This is a genomic window from Burkholderia sp. BE17 (genome assembly GCF_009362305.1).
Taxonomy (GTDB): Bacteria; Pseudomonadota; Gammaproteobacteria; order Burkholderiales; family Burkholderiaceae; genus Burkholderia; species Burkholderia pyrrocinia_C.
This window is the reverse complement of record NZ_WHNU01000027.1, coordinates 72,065-98,825: the sequence shown is the minus strand read 5'-3', so window position 1 is coordinate 98,825 and position 26,761 is coordinate 72,065. Positions and strand designations below refer to the sequence as shown.

The following is a 26,761-nucleotide window of genomic DNA, read 5'->3' as shown; positions in this document are numbered from 1 at the left end:
TCCACAGGAGGACCTCGACCATGCAACCCTCTTCGCACTCCAAGAACCGGGCAACCGCGCGCCGGATGTACCGTCCGCGCAGCACGCATACGCCGATGCTGCGTGCACTGTCGGTCGCGTTCGTCGTGGCGTTCGGTGCGGGCGCGCCGTTCGCGTGGGCGGCGCCGCAAGGCGGACAGGTGGTTGCAGGCGCGGCGTCGATCTCGCAGAGCGGGCCGCTGACGACGATCCAGCAGCAGTCGCAGCGGGCGATCGTCAACTGGCAATCGTTCGGCATCAACCCGAACGAGACGGTGCGATTCCAGCAGCCCGGTTTGAACGCGGCGATCCTGAACCGCGTGGTAGGCAACTTGCCGACCAATATCAACGGCCTGCTGCAGGGTAACGGCAAGGTCTTCCTCGTCAATCCGAACGGTATCGTCGTTGGCGCGAACGGTATCGTGAACGTGCAGGGCGGTTTCGTCGCATCGACGCAGAACATCGACGACGCGGCATTCATGCAGGGCGGTGCGCTGCTGCTGACGGGCGGCAAGGATGGCTCGATCCAGATTCTCGGCACGGTCAGCACGCCGGGCGGCGATGTGACGATCATCGCACCGAAGGTCGAAGTCGGGACGGGCGCGCAACTGAGCGCCGGTAGCGCAGTGCAGCTCGTGGCGGCGAGCAGCGTGACGTTGAGCAACGGGCAGTTTACGGTGATCCCGACCGGGAGCGACGCCGGCCAGCTCACGGTGCAGGGCGTGATCAACGGTGCGAAGACGCAGCTCGCGGCCGTGAACGACAACCTCGGCGCGCTGGCAATCAACACGAGCGGGACGATTCGCGCGACCGGCACGCAGAGCAATCCAGACGGCACGATCAGCATCGTCGCGCAAGGCACGGGCGGTAACGTGCAGTTGGGGGGCACGCTGACGGCCGCCGCTGCGATCGGCACGGGCGGCAAGATCGGCGTGCAGGGCGTCAACGTCACCGTCAACGCTGCGTCGCTCGATGTGAGCGGCACGCAGGGCGGCGAGGTATCGCTGATAGGCGATGCGGCAGCCGGCACCACGCTCGTTACCGACAGCGCGATTGCCGCGCGCGGCGAAGCGGGAAGCGGCGGGCTCGTGCGCATCACGGGGCGCAACACCGGGCTGATGGGTACCACATCGGTCGATGCGAGCGGCTCGGGCGGCGGCGGCACGATTCTGGTTGGTGGCGGCTTTCACGGCGCGGATGATCGAATCGCCAATGCGACCGCCACGACGGTCGGCTCGGGCGTCGTGTTGTCGGCGAACGGCACGCAAGGCGATGCGACCGCGGGCGAAGTCGTGGTCTGGTCGAACGACACGACGCGCTTTGCCGGGACGATTCACGCGACCGGTAGCGGCGCGGGCAATGGCGGGCAAGCCGAGGTATCCGGTGCCGGCACGCTCGATTATCGCGGCTTCGCAGATTTGTCGGGCGGTGCGTTCGGCACGCTGCTGCTCGATCCGACCGATGTGACGATTCAGACGGCAGGACCGGATAGCGGTGCGACGTGGAGCGGCGGCACGGCGAATTTCTCGTCGTCGGGCGGTACGTCGGTGATCACCGTCGCGACGCTGCAATCGCAGTTGTCCGCGGCCAGCGTCACGATCGACAGCCATGCCGGTACGGGCGGCAACGGGGACATTACGGTCAACAACGCGATCGTGATTCCCAATGGACGCAGCCTGATCCTGAACGCGGCACGTGACATCAACCTGAATGCGGACGTCACGACCAGCAGTACGGGTAGCCTGTCGGCATTTGCCGCCTATGCGTTTCGCGACATCAACGTCAACACGGCGAATATCGGAGGCACCGGCGGATTGTCGAACGTCGTGCTGATGAGCGGGCAGACGAGCGCGCCGACGACGGCGACGCCGACGATCACGTTCGGGACGAACGCAACCGGAGCGGGCCAGGTCAACTTCAACTACGCGGGCGGCACGAACCTGAATGCGACGGTGAACACGATCGTCGTGACGGGGTGTTCGACTGCGTGCTCGCTGAATGCGAACGATACGGCGCTTACGGCGGCCAATACGTCCACTTATCTGTCCAGTGCTCCCGACGTATCGATCAACGGAGGCGCGGGCGCGGGCGTGGTCAACGTAGGCGGTGGCGGCACGATGTACTTCGGGGGATTCCGGGACATCAACGTCAATGGCGCAATCGGCGGGAATGCCTTTCAGGCCACGAACTACGGTGGGGTTGTTGGAGGTTCGGACACCAACTTGCCCTTGGACACCGTGGGACTGTATGCCTTGCGCGATGTGTCGATCAATGCGCCAATCACCACGGGCGGCAATCGGCAAAGCGTCCAGTTGAAGAGCGAGCGAGATATCAATCTCAACGCAAACGTAACGAATACATACACGTTCGCTGCGAACGCGGCACGTGATATCAATGTTACGGCAGCGCTGCTGGAGACGGGCGTTGGCTATACCGCCGGCTGGGTATTGCCGGCCGGGCTGGGGTTATACGCTGGCCAACGTGCGACGACACTGGCGGACTACAATCTCGGCAAGGCATCCGGCGTTTCGACCGTTGTAGATGGATACGGTGGCTACTCGAACAACATCGGTGCCGTCCATTTCAACCGAACGGCAAGCCCGACTCTTCTGAAGAGTGACGCGGAACTGGACGTGATCTCGGGCTGCACGGCGACCGCCGTATGCCTTCCGTCGGAACGTGCCGATTTTCTTCCGGCGAACGTGTTGCTCGAATCGAGCGCTGGAAGGACCGGTCCGATCGCCGGAAGCATCTACATCGGCGGATTTCACAACATGACGCCGGAGCGCTGGGATCCGGTCACGGGTGCAATTGCCAGCAGCATTTCCGCGTCGGGTGACATTTCATTCAATGCATTCGGCAATCTGACGCTCAACGAAACTGCGCTGACTGCTGGCAGTTCAATCCAGCTGTTGGCTGCCGGAGGAAACTGGGGCGATCCGATACCCGTGTCCGGCGCAACGCTGGCAGACTACGCGGGGATCGTCTATTTCACGCAGCCAAATATCCTGCTTAGCGCAACCGGCAACGTCGATATCCGCTCGGGTACCGATGGAACGGGCACGTCCATTGGCGCTTCCGGCGGAACGCTGCCGGGTGGCGGAGCTTACAGCGCCGCCAGAACCAACCAGGCACGGCCGTACTTCAATGATGTGAACAATCCCAATCACATCGTCATACGCTACGGCTCGTCGGCTAACGCACTGAGCGGGGCGTTGACGATTCAGGGCTTTCTCAACACGGTTCTCACGCTCCAAAATAATGACGGTTCAGCAGCAACGAGTTTGACCACGAACGGTATCGCCATCAATTCGTATGGGGATGTCGTGATTCCGCAGCACTATATCCGCGCGTTGAACGGCGGGTCTGCCACGATCGCTGCAGGGGGAGCCAATGGTTTCGTCGGCCAAGTTGGCTCGACCGGTAGTGGCCTCGTGGGTCAAGTGAAGCTTACCGACCCGAACCCGGTGGTTCAGGCTGGCTTTCTGTTGAATTTGCAGTCCGGATATGACTCGACAGGTCATCACCTCGATTTGGCGGGGGGAACCGGATCGTTGACTAGCGGATACGGGATCGGCGGGCCGATTCTCTTGCAGTACGATCCGGCCTGGACCAATTGGGTAATCTTGGATATCGGTGGCTTCAAGAGTGCTCCAATATACGCGTTCTCCGGTTCCGCAACGCCCACGCTCGGTAGCTTCGATCCCAATGTGGCATTTTCGGTAGGCACGTACGGCCAGTATTGGTCGAATATCAGTGCGTTCGGTAATGTCACGATGGAAAACAATAAGATCGTCGGCCAAGGTGGCGATATTTCCGGTAGCAATTGGGGTTTCAACGACACCAACCTGCAAATCTATGCAGGCCGGGGTGGTGCACTCGATTCGGGTGGCGTGCTGACGTTCGCGCAGCCGACCACCATTTCGGGGGGCTTCAGCAATTTGGTCCTGAGCAGCAACGCTGCCGGCTTGTCCACGCTCAGCGACGTGGATCTCACGAACGTGACCTTCGGTCCAATCGGCGTGACGCGCGGTGTTGCCTTGAAGGCTCAGATCGACGGCACGGTGACGACGCTTGGCGTACCGGTGACCGCGCCGATGAACGGCCTCAGCCTACTGGGCTTCAGGAACGTTGATCTGAAAACGACGGGCGCACCTATCAGCACGGCCAACCTGAGCATCACGCCGAACGGCAGTTCAAAGCAGGGGGACATCACGATCAATTCGGATGTTTACGTCAGCAATGCCGTCACGTTGACGGGCAGCAGTATCAACACGACCGGCAACAACGTAATCAGCAGTCTTGCACCGGCCGGTTCCAGCTATTTGCCCAGCTTCACAGCGACGGGACTCGCCACTGCCTGGGGCGGTACTGCGAAGAACAGCACGATCAACACGTCGAGCAAGAACAACAATGCCAACGCCGGGATGACAGTCCGCAACGTCGCGGCCGGCACGACCATGACGATCAACGATCGCGATTCCGTCATCGTCGGTAATTTCGGCGCGACCACCGATCAGGGCAATATCGTCATCAACGCGCAGGGCGACATTGGTGTCAACGGCGACATCGTGCGGACCGGCACAACGAATCCCGCCAGCATCACGCTTAATGCCGACGCGAACTTGTCCAGCATCTTCACCGGGTACGATGCCTACAATCAGGGGGCGGTCAGTACCGCGGTCGCGCAAGGCAATGCGGCTGGCGGTGACGGCACGGGCGTGACGTTCTTCCTTGCACCGGTAGAGCGTGTGGTGCCGATCTACACCGAGGTCGGTGTACTCAGCCTGCAATCCACCAATCGATTTGGTGCCGACTATGTGGTACCGACCGATCCGGGGTGGAACGCGGCACATACGCAGTACACGATCAGTAGCAGTTCGCCGTCTAGTCTGTTGGCTTATTTTTCGGTCGGCACGGTCGTTACTCCCGGCCAAACCGTATTGAGCAATGCCATCAGCCCATATTCACAGGCATTCGTCAAAGGCGTGACCAACGGCGGATCGCAGGTCTATGTGATCACGGGATATACCACCTCAACGGCAGCACAGGGTCAATTCACGTCGCTCGGTTTCAGCACTAACGCGCTTTCCAGCACGGTCAACAACGGTGGCTCCGGCGGTACGGTCACGACCACGCTCAACCGGACCTCGTTCGGTGTCGCGGGCGATAATCCGGTCGTGGATGCGAGCGTCACGCCGACCGGCGATCCGGTTGCAGGGACCTACGCGTTGGGTCTTGGTCAGCAATTCTATGTTGCGGCCGGGGGCAATGCTGTATACCCCGACTCATCATGGGACGTGCGCGTCACGGGCCCCGTCACGGTGCAGACTCAACTCGGCAACATCGTTATCAAGTCGGGCTCCACGTACGCGGATACCTATCAAGGTTTCCACGCTTCCGGTGACACGGCGGACGTTCGGCTCTCGTCGAACGTGCCGACTGCCGGTCAGGGGCTCGGCCATCCGGAGAACCTGCAGCAGAACCTCGTCACGAAGACGGTCAACGGTAACGTGCTGATCGGTGGCTATCGCGACATCATTGCGCTGGATGCGGTTTCCGTGCAGCCGACCGGCACCGGTACGATCAGCCTGATTGCCGGTCGTGACCTGCTGCTCGAAGACAATATCGGTGTCGCGAATACTGGCACGCTGACGCTCGGTGCCGGCAACATGATCGAGCAGACGACCGGTAAAACCATCAGCGCGAACAATCTCGTGCTGCTGACCGGGCGCGGCAGCAACAACCTTCAGACGAGCGTGAACAACCTCGCCGGCTATCTGCAGACGCCGAGCGCGGCCTACACCGGTGCCCTCGCGGGCGGTACGCCCTATACCGGGACGCTCGAGGTGACCAACAACAAGACGCTCAACGTCGTATCCACGATTCCGGCGAACTCGGTAGCCGGCAACGTGACGTTCACCACAGATGGTCCGGTGTTCGACTCGACCACGCCGCTGCAGCCCAAAGGCCTGACGACGTCGACGCTCGGCGGTTCAATCTCCGGTTCGATCGAACTGACAACGACCGCGGGCGACATCAACGTGAACGCGCCCATCACGACGACCAACACCGGCGGTGAGATCAACATCAAGTCGAATGCAGGCAATGTCGCGCTGAACAGCAACGTGACGACGACGGGCAGCGCGTTCGTCCAGGCAGGCAAGGCGATCAGCGACTCGGCTGGTACGGGCACATTGACCGCCAGCGGTGCGGTTCTGACGGGCGGCACGACGATCGGGGCGGCGTCCAGCGCGGTAAAGACCGCAGTCAGCACGCTCGCGCTCGTCTCGGGAGCCAACGCATACGTGAACAACGCCGGGTCGCTCACTGCCGCGGGGCAGACGTCGAACAATGGAAGCTTGTCCGTGACGGCAACCGGCGGCACGTTGACAGTCGGTTCCGTCAACCTGCAACCGACAATCCTGAATAACGCGCCGGGCGCGAACCTCACCGGCACGAACGCCAACGGCAGCGGCGCGGTGACGCTCGCCGCGACCGGTAGTACGAGCGATGTGGTGTTCGACGCGACGGCGCGTAGCGGTACCGGCACCGTATCGGTCACGGCCGGGCGGAACGTCGTCGAAGGTCAGCCCGCGCTGGTGCCGGGTACGGAGACCAGTGCGAGCACGAACCTCGCGGTCGCGACGGGCGGCAACATCGTGCTCAATGCGGGCAACACGATCGGCGGTGACGGCGCCGCAACGCTCGATCCGCTCGACGTGTGGAGCGGCAGCGGGCTGATTTCCGCCACTGCGGCCGGCAATCATCCGGCGTCCGGCGTCTATCTCGATGTCCTCGATACAACCGGCAACGTGACGCTGGATGGCTCGGGCGTCAACGTGACGTCCGGGAAGAACGTCGATGTGACGTCGATCGCGAGTACCACCGCGAATAGCGGCAATCTGACGGTTTCCGGCGCGGTCGCTGCGCAAAATGCAGGCTACGTTCGTCTCGCAGCGGACCGGAACCTGACGGTCGGTGGCGCGGTATCGACGACGGGTGCCGGCAACGTGGTCCTGACGTCCGGTCTGACCGGCACCGGCAGCGTCACTCAGACGGCGGCCGGCGCGTTGTCGACGGGAACCGGCGAGATCAACGTCAATGCTGCGAACGGCATCACGTTCGGCGCGGCCGCGACGACTGCCGGCAATATCGTCACGCACGCCGGCACCGCGATCGCTCAAACGGGCGGTAAGTTGACCGGTGCCGGTGTCGCGCTCGATGCTGGCACCATGATCGGCGCGAGCGGCAGCGCGGTGCAGACTGTGGCGAGCACGCTGGTGACACGTTCGGCTGGCGATCAGTACCTGTCCAACGCAGGTAACGCGACGTTGGCTGCCCAGACGACGAACAACGGGGCGATCAACGTGACCAATGCCGGCGCGCTGACCGTCGGCTCGGCTTCGGTGTTGACCGGCATCACGGGGCCCGGCCTGACGGGCGGGGTGACGGCGGTCGCTCCGGGCCTGTCGGAAACAGCGGTGAGCGCAAATGGCAGCGGCGCGGTCAACCTGACCGCAACGAGTGCGACCGGCGACATCGTCACGAACGCAACGGTCACGTCGGGTACAGGCAACATCACGCTGACCGCCGCACGCAACGTGACCGATGCAGTGGCCGGTTCGGTATCGACCGGCGGCACCGGCACGATCGGCGTCACGGCGACGGTGGGCAACATCACGATGGCGAACGGCGCGTCGTACGCGACGGCGGGCGGCAACATCAATGCGACAGCGGCCGGCAACATCGCGCTTGCGCAGGCGACGACGGGCAGCGACAAGGCCGGCACGGTGACACTGACCGCGACGAACGGCGCGATCAGCAATAGCCGAGCCGCTGGCGCGAACAACGTTACGGCCGGCACGTTGCACGCAATCGCCGCAACCGGGATTGGCTCGGGCGCGCTCGATGGCGCCACTGCGCTCACGACCGATATCTCGACACTGGGTGCGATCGTGACGGGCACGGGCGACGCGGTGATCGACAACACCAATGCGGCAATGTTGACGCTGGGCAGCAGTTCGCTGACCAACAGCGCGGCCAAAGGTAGCGTGCGCGTGGCGACGGCAGGCGCCGTGACGACGGCCAACAGCTTGAACGCAAGTAACACTGCGCAACTGATTACCGGGGATACGGGCGGCAAGCTGGCGAACAACGTCGGCACCGTGACGCTGGCGAACAACGTGACGGCCGGCACGCTGGACATCAATTCGGGTGGCCTCGTTCAGCAGACGGGTGGCATGCTGTCGTCGGGAACGACGCTGATCGATGCGACGCGCTACACGAGCGGCTCGGACGCAACGCTCGCGAACGGTAGTGGCGCGATGACCGAGAATGGCTCGAGCGTCAGCGGCAACTATACGATCACGACGGCAGGCACACTGAATCAAACCGGCAGTACAACGGTCGGCAGCAACCTGACGGAAAGCGGCTTCACCGGCGGTACGGTTTCGGGCACCGTGACGGTCGGCGGCAACTATAGCGGCGTGAACGCGTTCTCCGGTTCGGGCAGCGTGACGACGGGGGGCAGCAACACGACGATCAACGCGAACGCGGCAACGACCGGTATCGTGCAGGCGATCGGTGCGGGGCCGAACTTCGACTTGTCGTCGGCGAACCTCGGTACCGGCCGCGACATCACGGTCGACCTGCGTGGCCAGACGGCGACCGTGACCGGCAATACGCCCGCGATCCTGCTGAACGGCGCAACCGGTGGTAGCAACAGCCTGGGCACGGTGACGGTGAAGACTTCTGCACCGGTGACGGTCAAGACGACGACGCAGGACTACAACCTCGTCCAGAGTGCGGCAATCGACATCGGCACGCACACGCTCACCGTCAACGCGGTGGCCGGCAGCGCAAGCAGCGCGTCGCTGCAAGCGACGCCGGGCACGATCCAGGTGCCGGGTACGAAGAACAGCCTGAACTACAACGCGGCGAACAACACACTCAATGGTGGTCAGGGCAGCCGGATCGTACTGAACAATTCGGGCAATACGATCGGCGGACTCAGCATCGCGAACGCCGAATCGGCAAACGTCGCGACGACGGGCGATGTGACGCTGGGCAGCGTGAAGCTGAACGATGGCCTGTCGGTCACTTCCGGCGGGGCGATAGCGCAGATGGCGAACAAGTCGGTGGCGGCGCGCACGCTCGATCTGACTGCCGTGAGCGGAATCGGCACGAGCGCGGCGCCGGTGTCGTTCGATACGACAGCAGCGCTTGCCGCCGGGGCAACGCCGGTGCTGGCCACGCATGATGGTGCGGGCAGTACGACGGTCGCAACGACGGGCGCCGTGCAACTGGGCGGCAATGTGTACCGCGTAAGCGACACGGCGGCGGCTACAGCCGGCACGTTGCTCGCGCAAGCGAACGCGACCACGGGCGGCGATCTCACCATGCTGGCTGCCGGCCCAGTCAGGACCGGCGCGACGGTCACTGCGGGCGCCAACGGCAACATCGACATCGACACATCGGCCGGTTCGATCACGCTGAGTAACGCGGTCACCGCGGGCGGCAGCGGCCTGGTTCGACTGGCGGCAGCGACCGACCTGAACATCGGCGCAGCGGTCAGCTCGACGAGCGGCGAAGTGAACGCGCGCGCTTACGCCGGCGATGTTGCGCTTGGTGCGAACCTGAGCACATCCGGCAACGTGTTCGTACAGGCGAGCGACGCGATCACGCAAAGCTCTGGAACGCTGAGCGGCGACGGGGCGGTGCTGACCGCGGGCAAGACCATCGGCGCGGCCGCCGCGCCGATCCGGACGGACGTGAACACGCTGGCGCTCGTCAGCAGCGGCAACGCGTCCGCCGTGAACGACAAGGCACTGACGCTGGCCGCGCAGACGAGCACGAACGGCAGCGTGAACGTTGCCACCACGAAGGGCGCGTTGACGGTGAGCAGCGTGTCGTTATCGCCGGGTATTACAGACAACGCAGTGGGCGCGAGCGTCGTGGGTGTCTCTGCCAACGGCAGCGGCGCAGTGACGCTGGCGGCGAGCGGTAGCGGGGCCGACGTCGTGCTCGATCAGAATGTGACGAGCGGCACCGGCACGGTCGCGGCGACGGCGGCACACGACATCGTGCTCTCGAACGCCGCACAAGCGGCGACCGGCACGGCGGTCGTGTTGAAGGCCGGCAACGACATCGTCAACAGCACGAGCAATGCCACTGACCAGATCAAGGCAACGACTGCGATGCTGACCGCAGGCGGCGATATCGGCAGCGGCGTGATCGACAACGGCATCACCGGTACGACGAATGCAGCGGCGCTGCAACTGGACGTCACCAACCTGCAGGTCGCGGCCGGCGGTTCGGCGACATTGCGTAACGAAGGTGCGACGGTGATCGGCACGTCGTCGGCCGGCGGTTACTTTGGCTTGAACGGCGGCGGACCGATTGCCCAGGCTGCCGGTGCGACGCTCACGGCGGGGGCTGTCGAGTTCGATACCACACGCGACACTTCCGTGGGTCAGGTCGCGCTGCAGAACGGCGGCGACCTGACGATCGCCGGCGCGAACTACGCAGGCGGTGACTATTCGGCCGCGTCGCAGGCAGGCAATGTCTCGTTGACCGGCACGTTGAACGTAAATGGCAATGTCGCGTTGACGAGCGGCCCGGGCGGCACAGTCACGGCACCGCCGTCGAATCTGGCCAGCGCCGGCACGGTCGTGCAGAACGGCGTGACGACCAACGTCAACGGCAGCCAGCAGCCGCTGGTCGTGGTCGACGCGACGACGCACACGGCCGTGGTCAACGCACAAGGCGCGGGAGCGGATTTCGTGCTGACACCGACGATCGTCTCGCAGTTGAAGGCGGCGGGCGTGACGACGGTCACGGTCGATCTCGGCAACACGACCACGAGTTATTCGGTTGCGTCGCTGACGGGTGCGGCGATCACCGTTGCGAATGCGAACAATGCGGTGAGCGGCGGTTGGACCGTGCGCACCGGCTCGCCGGCGCTCACGTCGCCGACTCGCACCGTGCGCAACTACAACCTGACCGACAGCGCCGGGCCGATCGACTTGTCCGGCACTGCGTTGATCGTCAATGCCGCCCGCGGCACCGATTACGCGCCCGGCACGGTGGCAAGCACGATCACGGCGACCGCAAATGCCGCGAATGCAACGGCGGGCTTCAACACCGCGCAGGGCAGCAACGTGACGCTGACGCAGACGAGCGTCGGTAGCCTCGACGTCCGCGATGCGTATGACGTCGCCGTCAACTCGCCCACGACGTTGAACGTGAACTACGTGCACGCGAATCACGACGTATCGCTCGTGGCGGGAGCCGCCAGCAGCGGCAACCTGAACGTGAACGGCAACGTAACGGCAGGCGGTGCGCTGATCGGTGTCGGTGGCCGTGACGTCACCATCGCGAGCGGAGCGACCGTGAGCGCCGCTGGGCCGGTGACGCTCGTTGCCGATGAAACGGCGGGGGCAAGCGCCGGATCGGGCTGGTTCATCAACAACGGCCGGATTCATTCGGACGCCGGTCAGGTCGCGGTGTACGGCGTGGCGGGTGATACCCCGGCGGGCTATACGCCTGTTGCGAACCAGATGGTCCTCGGCGACATCGACGGTTTCTCCGGTCCGGTGCCGGTCGGCAACTGGGGGACGAATTACGACGCGACCGCGAACGGGCCGCTGTACCAGGCAGGTACGGGCAAGCTCAACGGCGTGCAGGTCTGGTACAAGCGCACGCTGGTCGCGCTGCCGACCACGCAGGCCGTACCGGCAACCGTTGCCGTTCCGACCGTTGCAACCATGCCGACGTCGCTGCCGATGTACGTTGATCCGGACGGCCCGCTGATCCTGTCGGCGGGATTCACGATGAACGGTGGTTGCGGCATCGGCCAATACGCGGGTAGCGGTCGTCTGGGGCGCACCGGAGGCGTCGAATACGACATCGGCGTACCGACGTATATGAACACCGCGACGCGGCAGTTCGGGGAGGTGCGCGGTGCGCGGGCAGGCGACGGGCATGCGCCGACCTTCGATTGCATCGGTGAACGCGCGTTCGAAGGCGTCCAGACGGGGCCGGGCCCGATCGTCGCGACACACTTCTCGCTCAACGAGGACGTGCTCTTCGCGTTCGATCGTTCGTCCGAGCGTGACATGTTGCCGGGCGGCCGCGAAGCCCTGGACGCGATCATCGCGAACCTGCGCAGCGAATATCGGAGCCTGCGCGTCGTGTCGATCATCGGACACACGGATCGTATCGGTCCGGATGCCTATAACCATGAGCTGTCGCTTGCACGCGCGCAGACCGTGCGCGACTACATGGTGAAGCACGGCTTGCCGGTGAGCCCCGTGACGGTTGCTGGCGTGGGCAATGCAGAGCCGGTGACGAAGGATTGTCCGGCCGGCAGGACACCGGATTCGATTCGCTGCCTGCAGCCGGATCGCCGCGTGACGATCGACGTGCTTGGCGAGCAACGCCAGCCCGCCGCTCGGCCGACCACGTCTCCGGCCAAGGCGCCGCGCCGGATCGACGCCACCGCACCGGACTATGGCGTCAGCGTTGTGTCGTCGCGCTGAACGATACGCAAGACGGGACCGGCATCGCCGGTTCCGCCTGGTTGAACATATGGGATATACGAGGGACTACGCCGCGGGGCTTTCACTTAAGTTCATCCGCACAAAGGGCTCGGTGATTCGGTGAATGGAGCATGACCCGAATACGGTTTTGCCGTGAAAAATATCGACGCGGATCTCGGTGAACTCCGGCGAACTCAATAGTGCGATTACCGGATTAGAAATGATGTCAGAAAATGTCAGGGTCGCGGCGCGGAACGGTATCGCGCGTTCGGCCCCGGAGTTCGCTTGAAAGCACGATGGCCGGCAATTTCGGTGTTGCTAACGAAACGCGAAACCGCGTGCAGGAGAAGGCAAAGTCGACAGCCGGTTCAGGCTGAGCGACCGAACTAGCCTGAGTGAACCTCGAGGAGGTTTATGTTCGCACTCGTGCGTCGTCGCCTTCGTCACCGTATGACTTGTTCTGACAGTGTCACGTCGCCATCATCGGCAGTATTGCTTGGGATCAACGAATCAATTCGTGAGAGTCGGCCATATGGGCAACAGTTTGTCGAGGCAGCGAGGTGCACGATGGGAAGAAGAACCGACTCGCCATTTCGCATCGGTGAAAATCGCTATTCTGGAGCCAAAGCGACATGAGCTTGACCGGCTGCTCCAGTTTTTCACGCGGTTAGGACACAGGCCTTTTGGCGCGACGACAGATGCAGATTGGTTGCAGCTCATCGATACAAACGACCCCGACATCGCGCTGGTCGACTGGACGCGGCCAGGTGCTGATCGCCTGTCGACGCTGCTCCATGTTCGTCAGCGCTCAGCCGCGCCAATCGTGTTGAGCGTGGACGGCGATACGCCGGAAGATCGCGTCACGGCGGGGCTGAATGCGGGAGCGGACGTCAACATCACGGCGACGATTGGCTCCCTTGAATCGCTCGCGCGGATCAACGCACTCATCCGCAGGGCCCATGCGGGACAAATGATCGCGCGAAATTCGCCAGTGTTCGGGGAGTTCCGCTTCTCGCCGGGCGAGTTCTGCGTCGAGCGGAATGGGATCAAGATCCGGCTCTCCTCTAAGGAGTTCGATATCGCGATGCTCCTGTTCAAGCGTATGTCCACACCGGTCAGCCGACGCTCGATTGCGCTCGTCATGTGGGGAGATGGCGAGCGAACGGCATCGCGGGGTATTGATACCTACGTCTCGGCGGTTCGCCGGAAGCTCGGGCTGCATGCCGAGAACGGCTACAGTCTGCACGCGGTATACGGCCACGGGTACCAGCTTGACCGTACTTCGGCGCGAGGCGGTTCAGGCGACCATGCAGTCGATACGTCGAACTGACGCATCACTCGGGCATACGATGATGAAACATGCGCGTGTTACATGTGGTCGATATCGACGTGGGCGGGGACGATGACGCAGGGCAGCCTTAGCGTCATCGTCGTACCTTTGCCCGGTGCACTGTCGCAGGAGATCGTACCGCCATGCCGGACGATGACGGTCTTGACGAAAGTCAGGCCAAGTCCGACACCGTCGGTGTCTGGTTGCCCCGGGACTTTCATTCGCTGGAATCGTTCGAACAGACGTTGCTTTTGATCATCGTCGATTCCATAGCCATGGTCGCGTATCACGCACTGAAGTTGGCCGGGCCGGGCGCCGATTCGGTAAAGGGTGCATTCGATGCGCGTTTGCGGCGGTGAGTATTTGGTTGCATTGTTCAGCAGGTTCACCAGCGCGCGCGCGATCATCGAGCGCTCGGCCAACATCGGATGTTCGCCAGGGGCGATGTCGAATGCAATGTCGATCTGCTTTGCGTTTGCCAGCGGCCATACTTCGTCGATCGCACTGTACAGTAGCTCGGCAAAATCGACGACCTCCAGGTCGTATTCGCGCGTTTCGGCCGTGGCGAGCTGCACGAAGCTATCGGCAAGGGCTAGTGTGCGCCGCGCATAGCGTTCGAGACGATCGTAGACGAGCCGTACGCCGGCGTACTGGACCTTACGACGCTCGATTTCGATGAGCGCGACGATGGACGATTGCGGTGAGCGCATGTCATGAGACAACAGATGCAGCATCTCGTCGCGCTGGCGCTGCGCGGCGTGAAGGGTCGTGACGTCCGTCAGGTTGGCGATCCAGCCGATCAGTTCGTTGCGTGCATTCGTGCAGCGCGAATAGCGCAGCACGAAGTCCTTGCCGTTCGCGTCGCGTACTTCGACACCGCGCTCCATGATCGACATATGCGCGAATTGCGAAGTATCGAGTACGGTCGGCCACGTTGCGGTCGGTATGGCCGTCGCGTGGTCTTGCGTGCCAACCAGGCGTACGAACGTCAGTCTGCCGAGCAGGCGCTGCAAGGAATCGCCTTCGAGCGGACCAGCGGCGAGATCGGCGAGATAATGCTGCGCAGGAGTGTTCGCGAGCAGGATCTGTCCGGCCGTATCTGCGACGAGTACCGGGTCCGGCAGGCTATTCAGACTGTCCCAGATGAATCGCTTGAGATCGCGCAATTGTCTTGCGGCGTGGCGCATCAACGCGATATTGCGCTCGAGCGCATTGCCTGCATGGGACGCAGGTGCGACACGGCGATCATGAACGAGGAGCGGCTCGTTCTCGAGCTGTTCGAGCTCGTTACCGATGAATCCCATCGCAACTTCCAGGCGACGCCAGCTCCAGAAAGGATAGACGAGCACGACTGCTGCGATCGCAGGTGCGGGCGTGACCCAAATGTCCGCGTATCGAAGCAGTAGGCCGCTGATCGCGAATGGTAATACGGTCAGCACGGGCAACAGCACGATCGATTGGCGAGGCGCGAGCACCAGGAATCCCGCAAACAGCAGGGTAACGGGCAGCATCGACAGCGCAACCGTTGCGTCGACGCCGGCGTTCGAAATGAAGTGATTCGCCAGCAGCGCGTCAAGAATGCTCGCGTGAACCTCGATACCTGACATCGGTCCGTTGCGGCCAGACATCGCGGTCGTGAGGTGCTCGCCGAGCCCGTCAGCCGTCGCGCCGACCATCACGATCCGGTTGCGGAAGATTTCCGGGTCGACCTGGCCGCGCATGACCTCCGCAAATGACACCCGCGTATACGGATGGGCGGCGAGCGGAAAGGGAATCAGTAGGCGACGACTACGTTGCAGCGGCGCGTGGGAGTGTGCGTCGTCGATATCACCGGCACGCTTTCGCGCATACTGAAGCCTCGCATCCGCGCCACGTATTTGCTGATAGGCAGGCAATGTCAGCTGTGGCCACATCTGCTGCCGGTTGCCCTCGAACAGCGCGATCCCGCGGACGACACCGTCGCGATCCGGCTCCAGGTTGATGTGCCCGATGCCGGCCGCGGCCGTTCTCAACTCCGGCACTGGCAACGTGGCGGCGCCGAGGCGTTGCTGGCTCGAAGTGGTGTCGACCGCTAGCGGCAGATATACCGGCGCGAGCGACATCGCCTGGGCCAGCACGGCGTCGGCAGGTGACGGTTCGCTGAACAGCAGGTCGTAGATCACAGCCTTCGGCCCGACAGAGGCTATGCGGCGGATCACGGCCGCGTGAAACTCCCGCGGCCACGGCCACCGCCCGAGCGCTTCGAGACTGTGGCTGTCGATCTCCACGATCACGATGCCTTGATTGGACGGTTGCGGAAGACTTTGCAGCCACCAGTCATACATCAGCTTGTCGAGCCCGCTCGTCAGTCGACTGCTTGCCATGACGACGACGAGCAGGAAACAGCAGAGCCCGAGAACGAACCATTCGCGTAGATAGCGGCGATCTTCCGCGCGGCGCATATGAAGGATACGGAGGGGCATAGGTCAGGAAACCCTATTACGTGATTCTCACCGGCCGATCGAGAACGACTGGATGACGGATCGACGCGGCGCGCTACCGTCGCGAGGTGTCGATTCGGCATTGATGGACCAGTAGTACTGCCCTTCCGGAAGATTCGACAAGACGAGCCGGTTACCGGCCAGACCGGATTGATCGACGATCGGCGAGTCGAAGTGGTCGTCGGCGGCAAGCATGAAATGCCAGCCGGCGTGCGCGACAACATCAGCCTGGTCGGTCCAGCGGAACTCGAAGTTGGCCGGCACGCTGTCGGCGGAGGCGGGGCCCGTTCGCGTAAAGCTATAAATGCGCGAGAGTCCTTCTATGCCGTTCGCATCGAGTGCCGACACGCGGACGAAGTAGACGCCAGGCGCTCGGCCGGCTAGCGTGATTTTCGTCTCGGTGGAGAGCGCGTCGTCAACGATGTCGAGAAAGCCCGCATCCGTTGCGATGGTCGCGCGATACCGTTTCGCGTGCGGCAACGCGACAACCTCGAAGCTGAGGCGCTCGCCGCTCTGGACTTGCGCAGGTTGGGACAGCGCAGGTGCGGGCAACAACTCGGCCGCGTCGCCAAGCCGATCGTCGGTGGCTGCGATACCGCTGCCGTGCGGGACCAACGTGCCATCCGCGCCGTCCGGCGATGATCCGCGTGCGACGCGAACTTTCCCTTCGAGCACTTCGACCATCGAGCGGCGCGTATCCGCCGCATACGACGCCCGGAATACCGTACCCCTGACGCCCGCAACAATCGACGGCGTCACGACGTCGTAGTTGTCCTGCGGCTTGAGCGGCGACACCCGTGTCTCGACTTCGCCTGCGTCGACTTCGAACTGCCTGTTCACCGCGTGGTCTGCGCCGAGTTCACGCAGGCGTTTGATCCAGACTGTCGTCCCAGGCAATAACGCGACATGGGAACCATCAGACAATTCGATCGTAGCGAACGATCGTGCGCCGGTCCGGATATGGTCGCCTTCGGCAAGCACCGTGCCGACCCGCAATGGTGAGGCGGAGCCTGCATAGCGGCCAAAGGACTCGGCTTGTCCAGTAACTGCGATCACGCGCGCCGTTGGTTGCGCGTTTCGCAGCAGCGCGACCGGAATGAGCAGGGAACGGCCCGGTTGCAGTCGCTTGGGGTCGCGTACGTGATTGAGTTGCTGCAGCGAAACCCAGTCGGTCGGCGTCGCGAGATATTGGGCGGCGAGATCGTAAAGCGTGTCTGCGTTGCGAACCGAATATTCGAGCACGGCGCCGTTCGCCAGGGCGGCGACGCGCTGGGCGACGGCGGCCGATGGCAGCGACATGGCCATCCATGCGATGGACGCGTGCGCGAACGTTCGGATCGCGAGGCGGGTCGGCCGGGCAACGTTCACGGCGCGACACCGAGAGGGGCCGTTTCAAGCTTTTCCAGCCGGTAACCGTAACCGTAGATGGGAACGATGCAGTAGCCGTTCTGTGGCCTGAGATCCAGCTTGATTCGAACGGCGGAGATGTGCGTATCCAGCGTTCGCGTCGGAATGTCGTGTGAGTGCTTCCAAACCGTTTCGAGGATATGGGCGCGCGACAGCGGTCGCGCGAAGTTACGAAACAGTAGCAACGCGAGCTGGAACTCCTTTTGTGACAACGCAATTTGCTGTCCGGCGCGATACAGTTTCACTTCCTGTAGATCGAACAGATATTCGCCGAACTGCTGCGATGTCGTGGGCGTGTCGTTGCGATAGGTACGGCGCAGCAGCGTGGCAACGCGAGCAACGAGCACCGGGGCTGCAACCGGCTTGATCACGTAATCGTCGGCGCCCGCGTTCAGCGCATACACGATGTCCGATTCGCGCGAGCGGCTCGTCATGAACAGGACCGGCAAGTTCGCGTCGCAGTTTTGCCTTATCCAGGCCAGTACCGCATCGCCCGGCATGTCGAGGACGTTCCAGTCAAGCGTTACCAAATCGTAAGTTTCGCGCTGAAGGCGGTGAACGAGTGCCCGTCCTTCCGTAAACAAGTAACAGTTGTGGCCGGCCGGTGTAAGCGCTTCCGTCACGAACTGGAGCTGGCTGGGATCGTCATCGAGGACGGCGATACGCATATTGGCGAATCCTGAATCGATTGGTATGGGCGTGCCACATCCCGGTGCGGCCACCATTGAGCTGCGTCGTCTGAGCGAGCGCCGTCGGCACGTGACGGTGCTGCGCCAAGGCTCCGTGGCTGATTGTGCAATCTGTGGGGTTGTAAGAACGTCAGAGATTCAAAGGACTTGCCGGGTACGCCTGCACTCTGTCATTCCCGCAAAGCCGAGGAAGCGGCAACTTGCGGTTTCGTCCGACTGGCGATTCCGATAGGAGCACGGCGAGACCCGGGGAGGGCTGGCACCAGCGCGGTGCGCACTCGTCGCTTGCCAAGAAGTAACGGGGTCACCTACGTCCATTGTGCGGAAACCGTCTGTAACACGCCGCAACTATATCGTGTAGTTTTGCAAAAATATAGATGCCGAGGGTACTGAATTGTACTGAGTGGTGAATCCGCGACAGGTGTCACGATGAGCGGTCCTGACCTTCCCTGGCAGCGTGCGGTCGGGATTGCTACTACGCTCAAGTCCTACGAAATGGCGGACGGTCGAGATGGCAGTGACGGCATTGAGTTCGGCAGGAGCTTCCGTTCGAGGTATTGCAGCTGTCGTTTGGGGTCGAGTCGCATGAACCCGAACCAAGGCGCAACCCTATTGGGGGCGTGCTTGCGCGACCACGATGCATTGTTGCTTGGTGGACGGAACGATGACTGACGTATACCGCAAGCGGGATATGTGAGCTCAGCGTTCTATTGTGACGGTCGGCGTGGCTGGCCCTGCATGCGCCGCGCCATACTGCATTGCGGTCTTCTGCGCGGTGCGAGACATCACGGGCGATTCCGCGTTCCGACAATACGATTATGAACGGGAGCGCGAGTGTCCCGCGTTCGTCGAGAATTGTTCCAACCTGACGACAGATATGACCCATGGCTGTCTACTCCCCGCTACACGAACGCGGCGGATGCGCGAAGGCCGGGCGTGCGCCGGGGGGAGCGGTTTCGGCAAGGCGCTACGTGAACTCGGCGTGTTCGATAGTCGACCCATCGGTTCCATGAGCAAATGCTTCGACGTGCACTGTGCACGGGGAGGCAAGTGGAATTGACGATTTCCGTGTGCGCAGCGCTACATGGCGAAGGCGCAACGCGATTCCTTGCCAGATGTATGAACTACTCTTCGTCCGCGGATTGAAGATGAACCGTGGAAAGAAGAGCGCTTTCGTCGACGCCAAGCGCTGCATTGAGCTGTTCGGCCATCGTCTCATCGAGCGTTTCGAATTCGGCGCGAATGGTGACGTCGTAGGGGGAGTCTGAAAGGGCGATTCGATCGTGTCGGACTCGAGTGGGGTAACCGGACAATGTCCGACTCGGCGTTTGCGCTTCTCCATGAGCCGTGCGCGCCGGTAACCAGGCGAGAGGATTCTTCCATCAATAGGATCGCCGTCCTGAGTCTCGGCCACTTCCGCGCCCTTTTTGGGGCCGTCAGAATGCGTGCACGTGACATCTTATGACAGTGTCATGGAGTCCGATTCAGTAGTATCGATTGTATTCATTGGCAAGTCACAAGTCCCGATCCGGGGGATGTTGCCAAGGGGCTTCCCCTTTAATCCAGCAGCGCCCTTCACCCCAAGGTCTGCTGGATTCTTTTTGCGGGTTGGTCATAAGGTGCACATGCTGAATGTGCAGAAATTTTGTTGGTATAACTGCGTAGGACTCTGGCTTCAGAGTCACGCGATCGCGCTCGACATGTCAATGTGCGCCGCGCTGTATATGCCGAGCAGATTGGTTTTGGGGCGCCGAGTTGAGGCGAGTATGCCAGTGCTTGGCGACGAAGATATAGGGCGGAGGGTTGGCGGAATAGAATGATTCGCACAGCGACAAGATGTGGGATTGTGGAGATTGTTCGGGTGGCTATCTATTGCATCTTGATTGCCACATGTCCGAGCCAGCACGCGTTCGCGGAAGTGAGCGGCGTGGCCCAGTCCAAACAGGAATATACGCTCGGCTCGGGAATCGTCAAACGCGTACGGCGCTTGCCTTGGGCTGTTTGCAGGCCGTCGTCGAGTCCTCGCCTTGGCGGCCCTGACGCCGACTTGCCGGGGCGAGATACAGTGCGCGACGACCAGTGCGATCACGGCGGCGGTCTCATGGGAATGATCGTCGATGCATTCGAAGGTCGCATCGAGGGCGTCAACCGTTCGGCGTATCGCGCTGAGCAACTGAGCGTGATGCTGGAAAGCGGCGAGATGTGGGTGATCACGCAGCCGAATGGTACGGAAACGTTTCATGCTGGAGATGTCGTTCGGCTCCTGTCGGACCATGGTGTTCCTCGGGCAGTGCATGAGTTTCCAATTGCGTTCTAACCGACAACTCAAGATGGCGGTAACGCACCTTGAAGGTGCGTTGGTCACCAGGAAGTTGCCGAATCGAACGCAGGCGCGGTTCTGCGGGATTCTGCGATGTTCGTGTGTCGCGTTCGGAGGGTGATAACGTAATTAGGCGCGAGCCAACCGCGGTGCGCGACCACTCGACATGCGATCGAACGCTCTCGTCTGCTCGCGACCGATCTGAACCTCTGTCTATCGCCATGGCAGGGTTCGGATTTTTTGCTACATCGTGGATTACTGCGCAGCAAACGATGGGTGCATGTGGCCGTCACCCTGTCGGGCTCGACCGGCGCGATGTACGTGGCCGGCATGCCCCAGCACCAGCGCGGCGATGTTCCAGGCGCCGTTCCGGCTTGGGAGTATCACGCGGAACTGGCTCGGCGAATCGCAGTACAACGATGTCACGTTCAACGGCCTCGTCGACGAATTCCGAGTCTATCGCGGGGCGCTCGGCGCCGCGCAGATCGCATCGCTCATTGCGAGTTAATGGGAGCGGTCCTATGAAGTACAGAAAGAAGGGCGCATTCGTCGACGCGGTGCGTTGCGAGGATCTACATGATCACCCGCTGTTGGAGTCTACAGAGAGCGGATGGCACATGCCGACTCCGGAAGGGTGGCTCGAGGTGCGGAACGGCGACTGGATCGTTACCGACTCCAGCGGCATCGCGCGGCCCATGGCCGATTCCGTATTCACGCTTCTATACGAGCCCGTGTCAGGCGACTAATGAGTTCGCCCTGGCTAGAAACCTGTTGGCCGACATCTTGGAACGCCGACGTAACCCGGTTGCCCAGCGCGCGCCGAACCAAAAAATGCATTGCGTGGTGATTCTCCGCGCGACGCTGAAAAATAGTTCGATGTTCGCTCGGCGATCGGAAGGTTGATCGCGCAGATATGTTACGGGATTCGCACGTCTGAGAACGAGGCGAAGGGCTGGCATATCGCTTGCGGTTCAAGGAGAAAGTGGCACAAAGGGGTTCCCCTGGACCGCTCATTCTTGCGCGATCGTCGTCGACTTCCGAGTTGCTGTCAGAGCGGCTTTCGCACGAGGATTTATCCTTCGAAGGGATTCGCAACCTTGCCCGTTGGTTCGGCCGGATCCTTTCTGGCGTGCGTCGGCAGCTTCGAATCCTGCTCGAGCACATTGAGGATACTTTCAATTGCTTGCTGGAGCATGCGCGCCGCAGCAAGCCCGGTCTTGTCGCGACCGATCTCGAGTGTACCCGAGAGCACCACACATCGCGGATCGTTGACTACCGTAAACGCGTCGCCCGCAATGTTCACGACAGTCGAATCGTCAGCGAACGCCTTAAACTCCATACAGACCTCGGATACGTATGTCCTTCATCGATTCGGGGATGCCGGGAAATCGCACGCTGCTCTGAGCTTCGAGTTCGTGTACGGTCGCAATGACATAGTGGTTTGTCGCATTGTTGCTGGCCACGATGGCGAACGCAAGCCGTTTTTGAGGCGCATAGACCACCTTGAATATCCGGGTCGGGACAATGACGTGTGATTTTCCGATGGTCGTCAATTCGGCGCCTTTAAAGAGCGGGCCGGTAACGACGTAAACGTCGGGCGTGCTGAGGCCGATCCGACGAACAGCTTCCTCGATATGAGCCCAGAGACGGCGATTGTTCACGGGATTCTGCGGTACGATGTTCGCAAGCGTGAACGACTCCGCCATTGCCTGGTCATTCCATCGGTCGCCAGCGGGACTCATGTGCCCGCGATCGTATCCACTCTTGCGATAGTCCGACAGTCGAGCGCCATCGCCGCTGCGTAATCGTGGCTCCTCAAAGAATCGATTGGTGCGAATCTCACTTCTGGCGGCCGCCAGGTGTGCTCGCGTCAAGTGTTCTGCCGACCAGAGTGGACCATGGGTGATGCCGGAGTGGAGGACCTCGAAATCTGAATAGCACAACAGGCGGGTTTTTACCGCCATTCGGGGATTGACCAGTATCGGGCCTTTGCCTTTAGGGCTGAACTGTGGACATGGATTGGATGCAAAGGCGTGTGTCGCAAGAGCCATCATCAGGCATGAGACAGCTTTTTTCATGGAAGTCAGGTTTGGCATTCGTTGTTGTTTACGAGTGGTGTCCGATAGTGACAGTGTGTGCTGGGTATGAACTTGAAGATGCTCATCGGCCGAAGGCCCCGAGCAGCTAACGCCGTGAACTCGTAGGTTTCCCAACATCGGGGATAGCCAATGCATTGAGGCGGAACACACGGCGCGGCTCCGTCCATGCATCACACGTACAGGTAGCGCACCAGGTGGAAGAACACCGGCGCGGCGAAGCAGATCGAATCGACGCGATCGAGCATCCCGCCGTGGCCGGCGATCATCGAGCCCCAGTCCTTCGTGCCGAGCGAGCGCTTGACGGCCGACAGCACGAGCCCGCCGACGAAGCCCGCGATCACGATCGCGAGCGAGATCCCGAACGCCGCGCCGAAGCTGAACGGCGTCACGCGATACAGCGACGCGCCGCACAGCGTGGCCAGCAGGCCGCCGCCTATGAAACCTTCGATCGTCTTCGACGGCGACAGCTGCGGCGCGATCTTGCGGCGTCCGAACAGCTTGCCGACCACGTATTGCAGCACGTCGCTGATCTGCACGACGAACAGGAAGAAGAACAGCAGCAGCGCGTTCTGCCCGGCGTAGCGCGGGATGTCGAGGATCAGCACGGCCGGCGCGTGGCTCAGACCGTACACGCACACCATCAGCGCCCAGTTGATCTTCGCGTTGCGGCTCAGGAATTCGCGCGTGTCCTGCGTGAGCGCCGACACGAGCGACATCGCGAAGAACAGGTGCACGGGCACGAAGATCGAGTACATCCCGTACCAGTTGATCCCGAGCAGCAGGTATTGCACGGGGATCGCGATGAAGAACGCGATGAAGAGCGTCGTATGGTCGCTCGCGGTGGTCGGCGTGAGCGTGATGAACTCGCGCAGCGTCAGGTACGACAGCAGCGCGAACACCAGGTACGTGACGTTGTTGCCGAGGCCGATCGCGATGGCCATGATCGCGATCATCGCCCACCACGCGCGGATGCGCTGGTTCAGGTTGACGATGGTCGCGCTCGTGCCGCCATTGCGCGCGCCGAGGATCGCGCCGATCACGGTCGCGACGACGAGCACGCCCGTGACGCCCGCGACCAGTTCCCAGAAGAGGGTTCGCATGGTTGGTATCCGGAAAAGGGAGAAGGGGGCGCCGCGTTCAGCCGGCCGGCCGCTGCGGCGGCGCGAGCGCGATGACCGCGTCGCGCATGCGGGCGAGGAACGTCGGCTTGTCTTCCTGGGCGCCGAGCGCTTCGTTCGCCCCGAAATGCACCTTGCAGATCAGCGGCACGGGCCAGATCGCGCCCTTCGGCATGATGCGCTGCAGGTTCTCGAGATAGACGGGCGCAAGCGCGACGTCCGGGAACTCGGTCGCGAGATGGAACAGCCCGCTCTTGAACGGCTGCGGCAATACGTCGGCGCCGCGCGTGCCTTCCGGGAAGATGATGATCGAGTGGCCCTGCCGCAGCGCGTCGCGCACCGGCTCCAACGGGTCGCCGCCGTTTTCGCGGTGACGGTCGATCAGCACGACGTTCAGCAGCTTCTGCGCGATGTGACGCTTCAGGTTGCTGCTGTCCCAGTAGTCGCGCGCGGCGACCGGCCGCACGACCGCGCGCACGTCGCGCGGCAGCGCGGCGAGGATCGCGAGCGTGTCGATGTGGCTCGTGTGGTTGGAGAAGTAGATCTTCTGCGTCGGGGACGGCGGCGCCTGATGCCAGACCGGATACGCGCCGGCGACGAGCCGCACGATGGACAGCAGGAGGTCGCGCTGCCAGGCGTACTGCATTTTCATGTCGTAATGTCGGATCGGTATCGATGGAAATGTCGGCTCGATAGCATTGAACAATTTGCACTTGATGGCGACGGGCGCCGAGTCGTATTAGTTCGACGCATCGCTCCGTCCGTTCGCTATCGTTCGCCCGAGACTGATGAACAGCATCATCGCCTTTAAAGCAGCGCCTGTGAGATCGGGCTGACAATGTCTGACAACGTTGCACGTCGTGAGCCGCGGAATGATCGCTAACATACGCTCCAGCGGGCGCGGAATATTGCGTTCTTTGCGGAGATTGCGTGCGCACTCGATGCACGTACTTCATAGGCGGATGTACTTCTGCGAGGGTGAGCCGCCTCGGCTGCCATTGCCCAACCGATCCCGGTAAAAATGGAATCACCCGTATCGTTTGCGAGAGACACTGTTGAGCCTTTATCTATTGAAACCGAAGTTCCAGACTCGCTTGAGACCGGTGGTCGATTCGCTGGCGATACATGGTGTCACCGCGAACCAGGTCACATTGTTCGCAGCCGGCGGTTCGATCGTTGTCGGGGCGCTCGCGGGGCTTGGTGTGTTCTTTCGCTTGCTGTTCCTGACGATTCCGCTGTGGCTTTTCGCCCGTATGGCACTCAACGCGATCGATGGAATGCTGGCGCGCGAGCACGGACAGAAGAGCGCGCTTGGCGGGTACTTGAATGAACTCGGCGATGTCGTCTCGGATATCGCACTCGTGCTGCCATTTCTCGGCGCGCCCGCATTCGTGCCGGTAGACGTGTGGTTATTCGCGCTTGTCGCCGTTGTGGTCGAATGTACCGGGCTGATCGGTCCGCTCGTCGGAGCAAGCCGCCGCTATGATGGCCCGTTTGGCAAGAGCGATAGGGCGCTTGCGGTAGGCGCAGTTGCATTCTGGATCGGCGTTGGTGCACCGGTGGGAAATGTGATCGTCTGGTTGTGGCGCGGCCTTATCGTGTTGTCAGTCGTCACTGCCGTGCGGCGGGTACAAGCCGGCGTCGACGAGGAGAAAGGCCTGACGACGAATGTTTGAGGGGCAAGCCCGAACGTGCCGGCTTAGCTGATACGTTCAGTTCGATGGCGAGCCCAGCTTCAATTGATGGCGTGCCGGCGGCGGCGTCGCTCGGGAAGTGGCCGCGGTTCTTGACGACCTTACGCAGCTGCATGTGCATGCTCTCGATCGCGTTTGTCGTATATACGATTCGACACACCTCGGGCGGATGGGCGAAGAAGGCCATACTTTTTCCCACTGGTGTCGCGACATGGCCGCTCCCATCGGGAGTTTGTGCTCCCACTCACTTTGCGCAAAGGTGTCGAGCGCGGCCGCTGCCGCCTCGGCCCTGGTGACTTGCTAGATAGATTTGAGCTCGGCAGCCAGAGGCTTGCGGTCCTTCCAGCTCGCCAGATTCAGTGAATTGCGGATCAGACGCACGATGCAGGTCTGGATTCGGGCGGCGGATAGACCGCGTTCGTTGAAGACCTTGAGTCAAAACTTGGCGCCTTCGGTTTGTTCGATCCACAAACTCAGCACTTGTGCAGTCACCGGCTTCGGTGAGCGCAAGCGACGAGGGCGCTTGACTGCGCGGAACAAGCTCGTGCGAGCTCACATTGACCAACGAGACGCCAGAACGTCCACGATCGGCTAGTCCAATTCGCAGCGCGAGACTGTTGTATGTCCGACACATCGAAGACGGGCGTGATCGCAGCGCTGCGCGCTTCGGCACGTGCGACAGAACGCGTCGAAATGTCATGAAGCGCATCCCGATGGTTTATCTGACTACATTAATTTCTCGAATTGCGGACCCTGGGAGGGGAATATGGATGGTTCAGGCCGTACGGCACCGGACGGTGAAAATCCTTAAGAATCTAGGGGCAATTCGGTTTCTGAAATTTAATGTGAAATTGGAGTGATATTTATTGTTGAAATATTGACTGAGTGATGCGGTTTTGCGCGATGTTTTTAATTGTTAAATCGTCTTGATTGGCGGTTAAAACTCCAATTTGAGGTCAGGTCCGTTCTTGAGTATGGACGTGGGCCCTGGCTAGGGCGAACGAGATCGCCCTTGGCAATCTCTGACACTGTGAAGGCGGCCCAGTCGGTAGATTGCGGCGTGA

Annotated in this window: 13 protein-coding genes and 1 pseudogene; 6 read left to right on the top strand and 8 right to left on the bottom strand. The window is 61.9% G+C overall.

The annotated features are described in order from the left end of the window. Positions 1–20 precede the first annotated feature (20 nt). On the top strand, positions 21–12,560 hold the full coding sequence (locus GD429_RS23060) for a filamentous hemagglutinin N-terminal domain-containing protein (protein ID WP_152860235.1): 12,540 nt from the start codon (positions 21–23) through the stop codon (positions 12,558–12,560). A 709-nt stretch (positions 12,561–13,269) separates the two neighbouring features. Continuing rightward, positions 13,270–13,890 carry a response regulator transcription factor gene (locus tag GD429_RS23055; RefSeq protein WP_193727171.1) on the top strand — a complete coding sequence of 207 codons (621 nt, stop codon included), beginning with the start codon at positions 13,270–13,272 and terminating at the stop codon, positions 13,888–13,890. Between the two features lie 38 nt (positions 13,891–13,928). On the opposite strand, the gene GD429_RS23050 is transcribed toward GD429_RS23055, so the two are convergent. Genes GD429_RS23050 through GD429_RS23040 form a run of 3 tightly spaced genes read right to left on the bottom strand, consistent with a single transcriptional unit; the run spans position 13,929 to position 18,445 of the window. Beyond that, positions 13,929–16,352, bottom strand: coding sequence for a CHASE2 domain-containing protein (locus GD429_RS23050; RefSeq protein ID WP_152860231.1), 2,424 nt, complete (start codon positions 16,350–16,352; stop codon positions 13,929–13,931). 27 nt (positions 16,353–16,379) lie between these two features. Further along, positions 16,380–17,738, bottom strand: coding sequence for a FecR domain-containing protein (locus tag GD429_RS23045; protein ID WP_152860229.1), 1,359 nt, complete (start codon positions 17,736–17,738; stop codon positions 16,380–16,382). After that, a complete protein-coding gene (locus GD429_RS23040) occupies positions 17,735–18,445 on the bottom strand; it encodes a response regulator transcription factor (protein WP_152860227.1) in 711 nt (236 codons plus the stop codon). The genes GD429_RS23045 and GD429_RS23040 overlap by 4 nt, the downstream gene beginning before the upstream one ends. A 1,882-nt stretch (positions 18,446–20,327) precedes the next feature. Between GD429_RS23040 and GD429_RS23035 the strand changes: the two genes are divergently transcribed. The 3 genes from GD429_RS23035 (at position 20,328) to GD429_RS23025 (ending at position 21,532) form a co-directional block, all read left to right on the top strand. Next, a complete protein-coding gene (locus GD429_RS23035) occupies positions 20,328–20,783 on the top strand; it encodes a hypothetical protein (protein WP_152860225.1) in 456 nt (151 codons plus the stop codon). A gap of 355 nt (positions 20,784–21,138) precedes the next feature. Beyond that, positions 21,139–21,294 carry a LamG-like jellyroll fold domain-containing protein gene (locus GD429_RS41870; protein ID WP_321574802.1) on the top strand — a complete coding sequence of 52 codons (156 nt, stop codon included), beginning with the start codon at positions 21,139–21,141 and terminating at the stop codon, positions 21,292–21,294. 13 nt (positions 21,295–21,307) lie between these two features. Further along, positions 21,308–21,532: a hypothetical protein gene (locus tag GD429_RS23025; RefSeq protein ID WP_152860223.1), complete on the top strand. Its 225-nt coding sequence runs from the start codon at positions 21,308–21,310 to the stop codon at positions 21,530–21,532. 326 nt (positions 21,533–21,858) lie between these two features. On the opposite strand, the gene GD429_RS23020 is transcribed toward GD429_RS23025, so the two are convergent. The 4 genes from GD429_RS23020 to GD429_RS23005 all read right to left on the bottom strand — a co-directional run bounded on the left by GD429_RS23020 (position 21,859) and on the right by GD429_RS23005 (position 24,655). After that, positions 21,859–22,125, bottom strand: a complete 267-nt coding sequence (locus GD429_RS23020) for a hypothetical protein (protein ID WP_152860221.1) — start codon at positions 22,123–22,125, stop codon at positions 21,859–21,861. Continuing rightward, the gene (locus GD429_RS23015) at positions 22,115–22,864 is read right to left on the bottom strand and encodes a DNA/RNA non-specific endonuclease (RefSeq protein ID WP_152860219.1); all 750 of its coding nucleotides are present in this window, start codon (positions 22,862–22,864) and stop codon (positions 22,115–22,117) included. The genes GD429_RS23020 and GD429_RS23015 overlap by 11 nt, the downstream gene beginning before the upstream one ends. A 191-nt stretch (positions 22,865–23,055) precedes the next feature. Further along, positions 23,056–23,985 carry a phosphatidate cytidylyltransferase gene (locus tag GD429_RS23010; protein WP_152860217.1) on the bottom strand — a complete coding sequence of 310 codons (930 nt, stop codon included), beginning with the start codon at positions 23,983–23,985 and terminating at the stop codon, positions 23,056–23,058. A 37-nt stretch (positions 23,986–24,022) separates the two neighbouring features. Next, positions 24,023–24,655: a lysophospholipid acyltransferase family protein gene (locus GD429_RS23005; RefSeq protein WP_152860215.1), complete on the bottom strand. Its 633-nt coding sequence runs from the start codon at positions 24,653–24,655 to the stop codon at positions 24,023–24,025. Positions 24,656–25,058: 403 nt separating this feature from the next. Between GD429_RS23005 and GD429_RS23000 the strand changes: the two genes are divergently transcribed. Next, the gene (locus GD429_RS23000) at positions 25,059–25,679 is read left to right on the top strand and encodes a CDP-alcohol phosphatidyltransferase family protein (RefSeq protein ID WP_152860213.1); all 621 of its coding nucleotides are present in this window, start codon (positions 25,059–25,061) and stop codon (positions 25,677–25,679) included. Between the two features lie 76 nt (positions 25,680–25,755). Here the strand turns inward: GD429_RS23000 and GD429_RS22995 are convergent. Then, positions 25,756–26,096 (bottom strand): annotated as a pseudogene (locus GD429_RS22995) (transposase); the annotation flags it as partial. Positions 26,097–26,761: the final 665 nt, after the last annotated feature.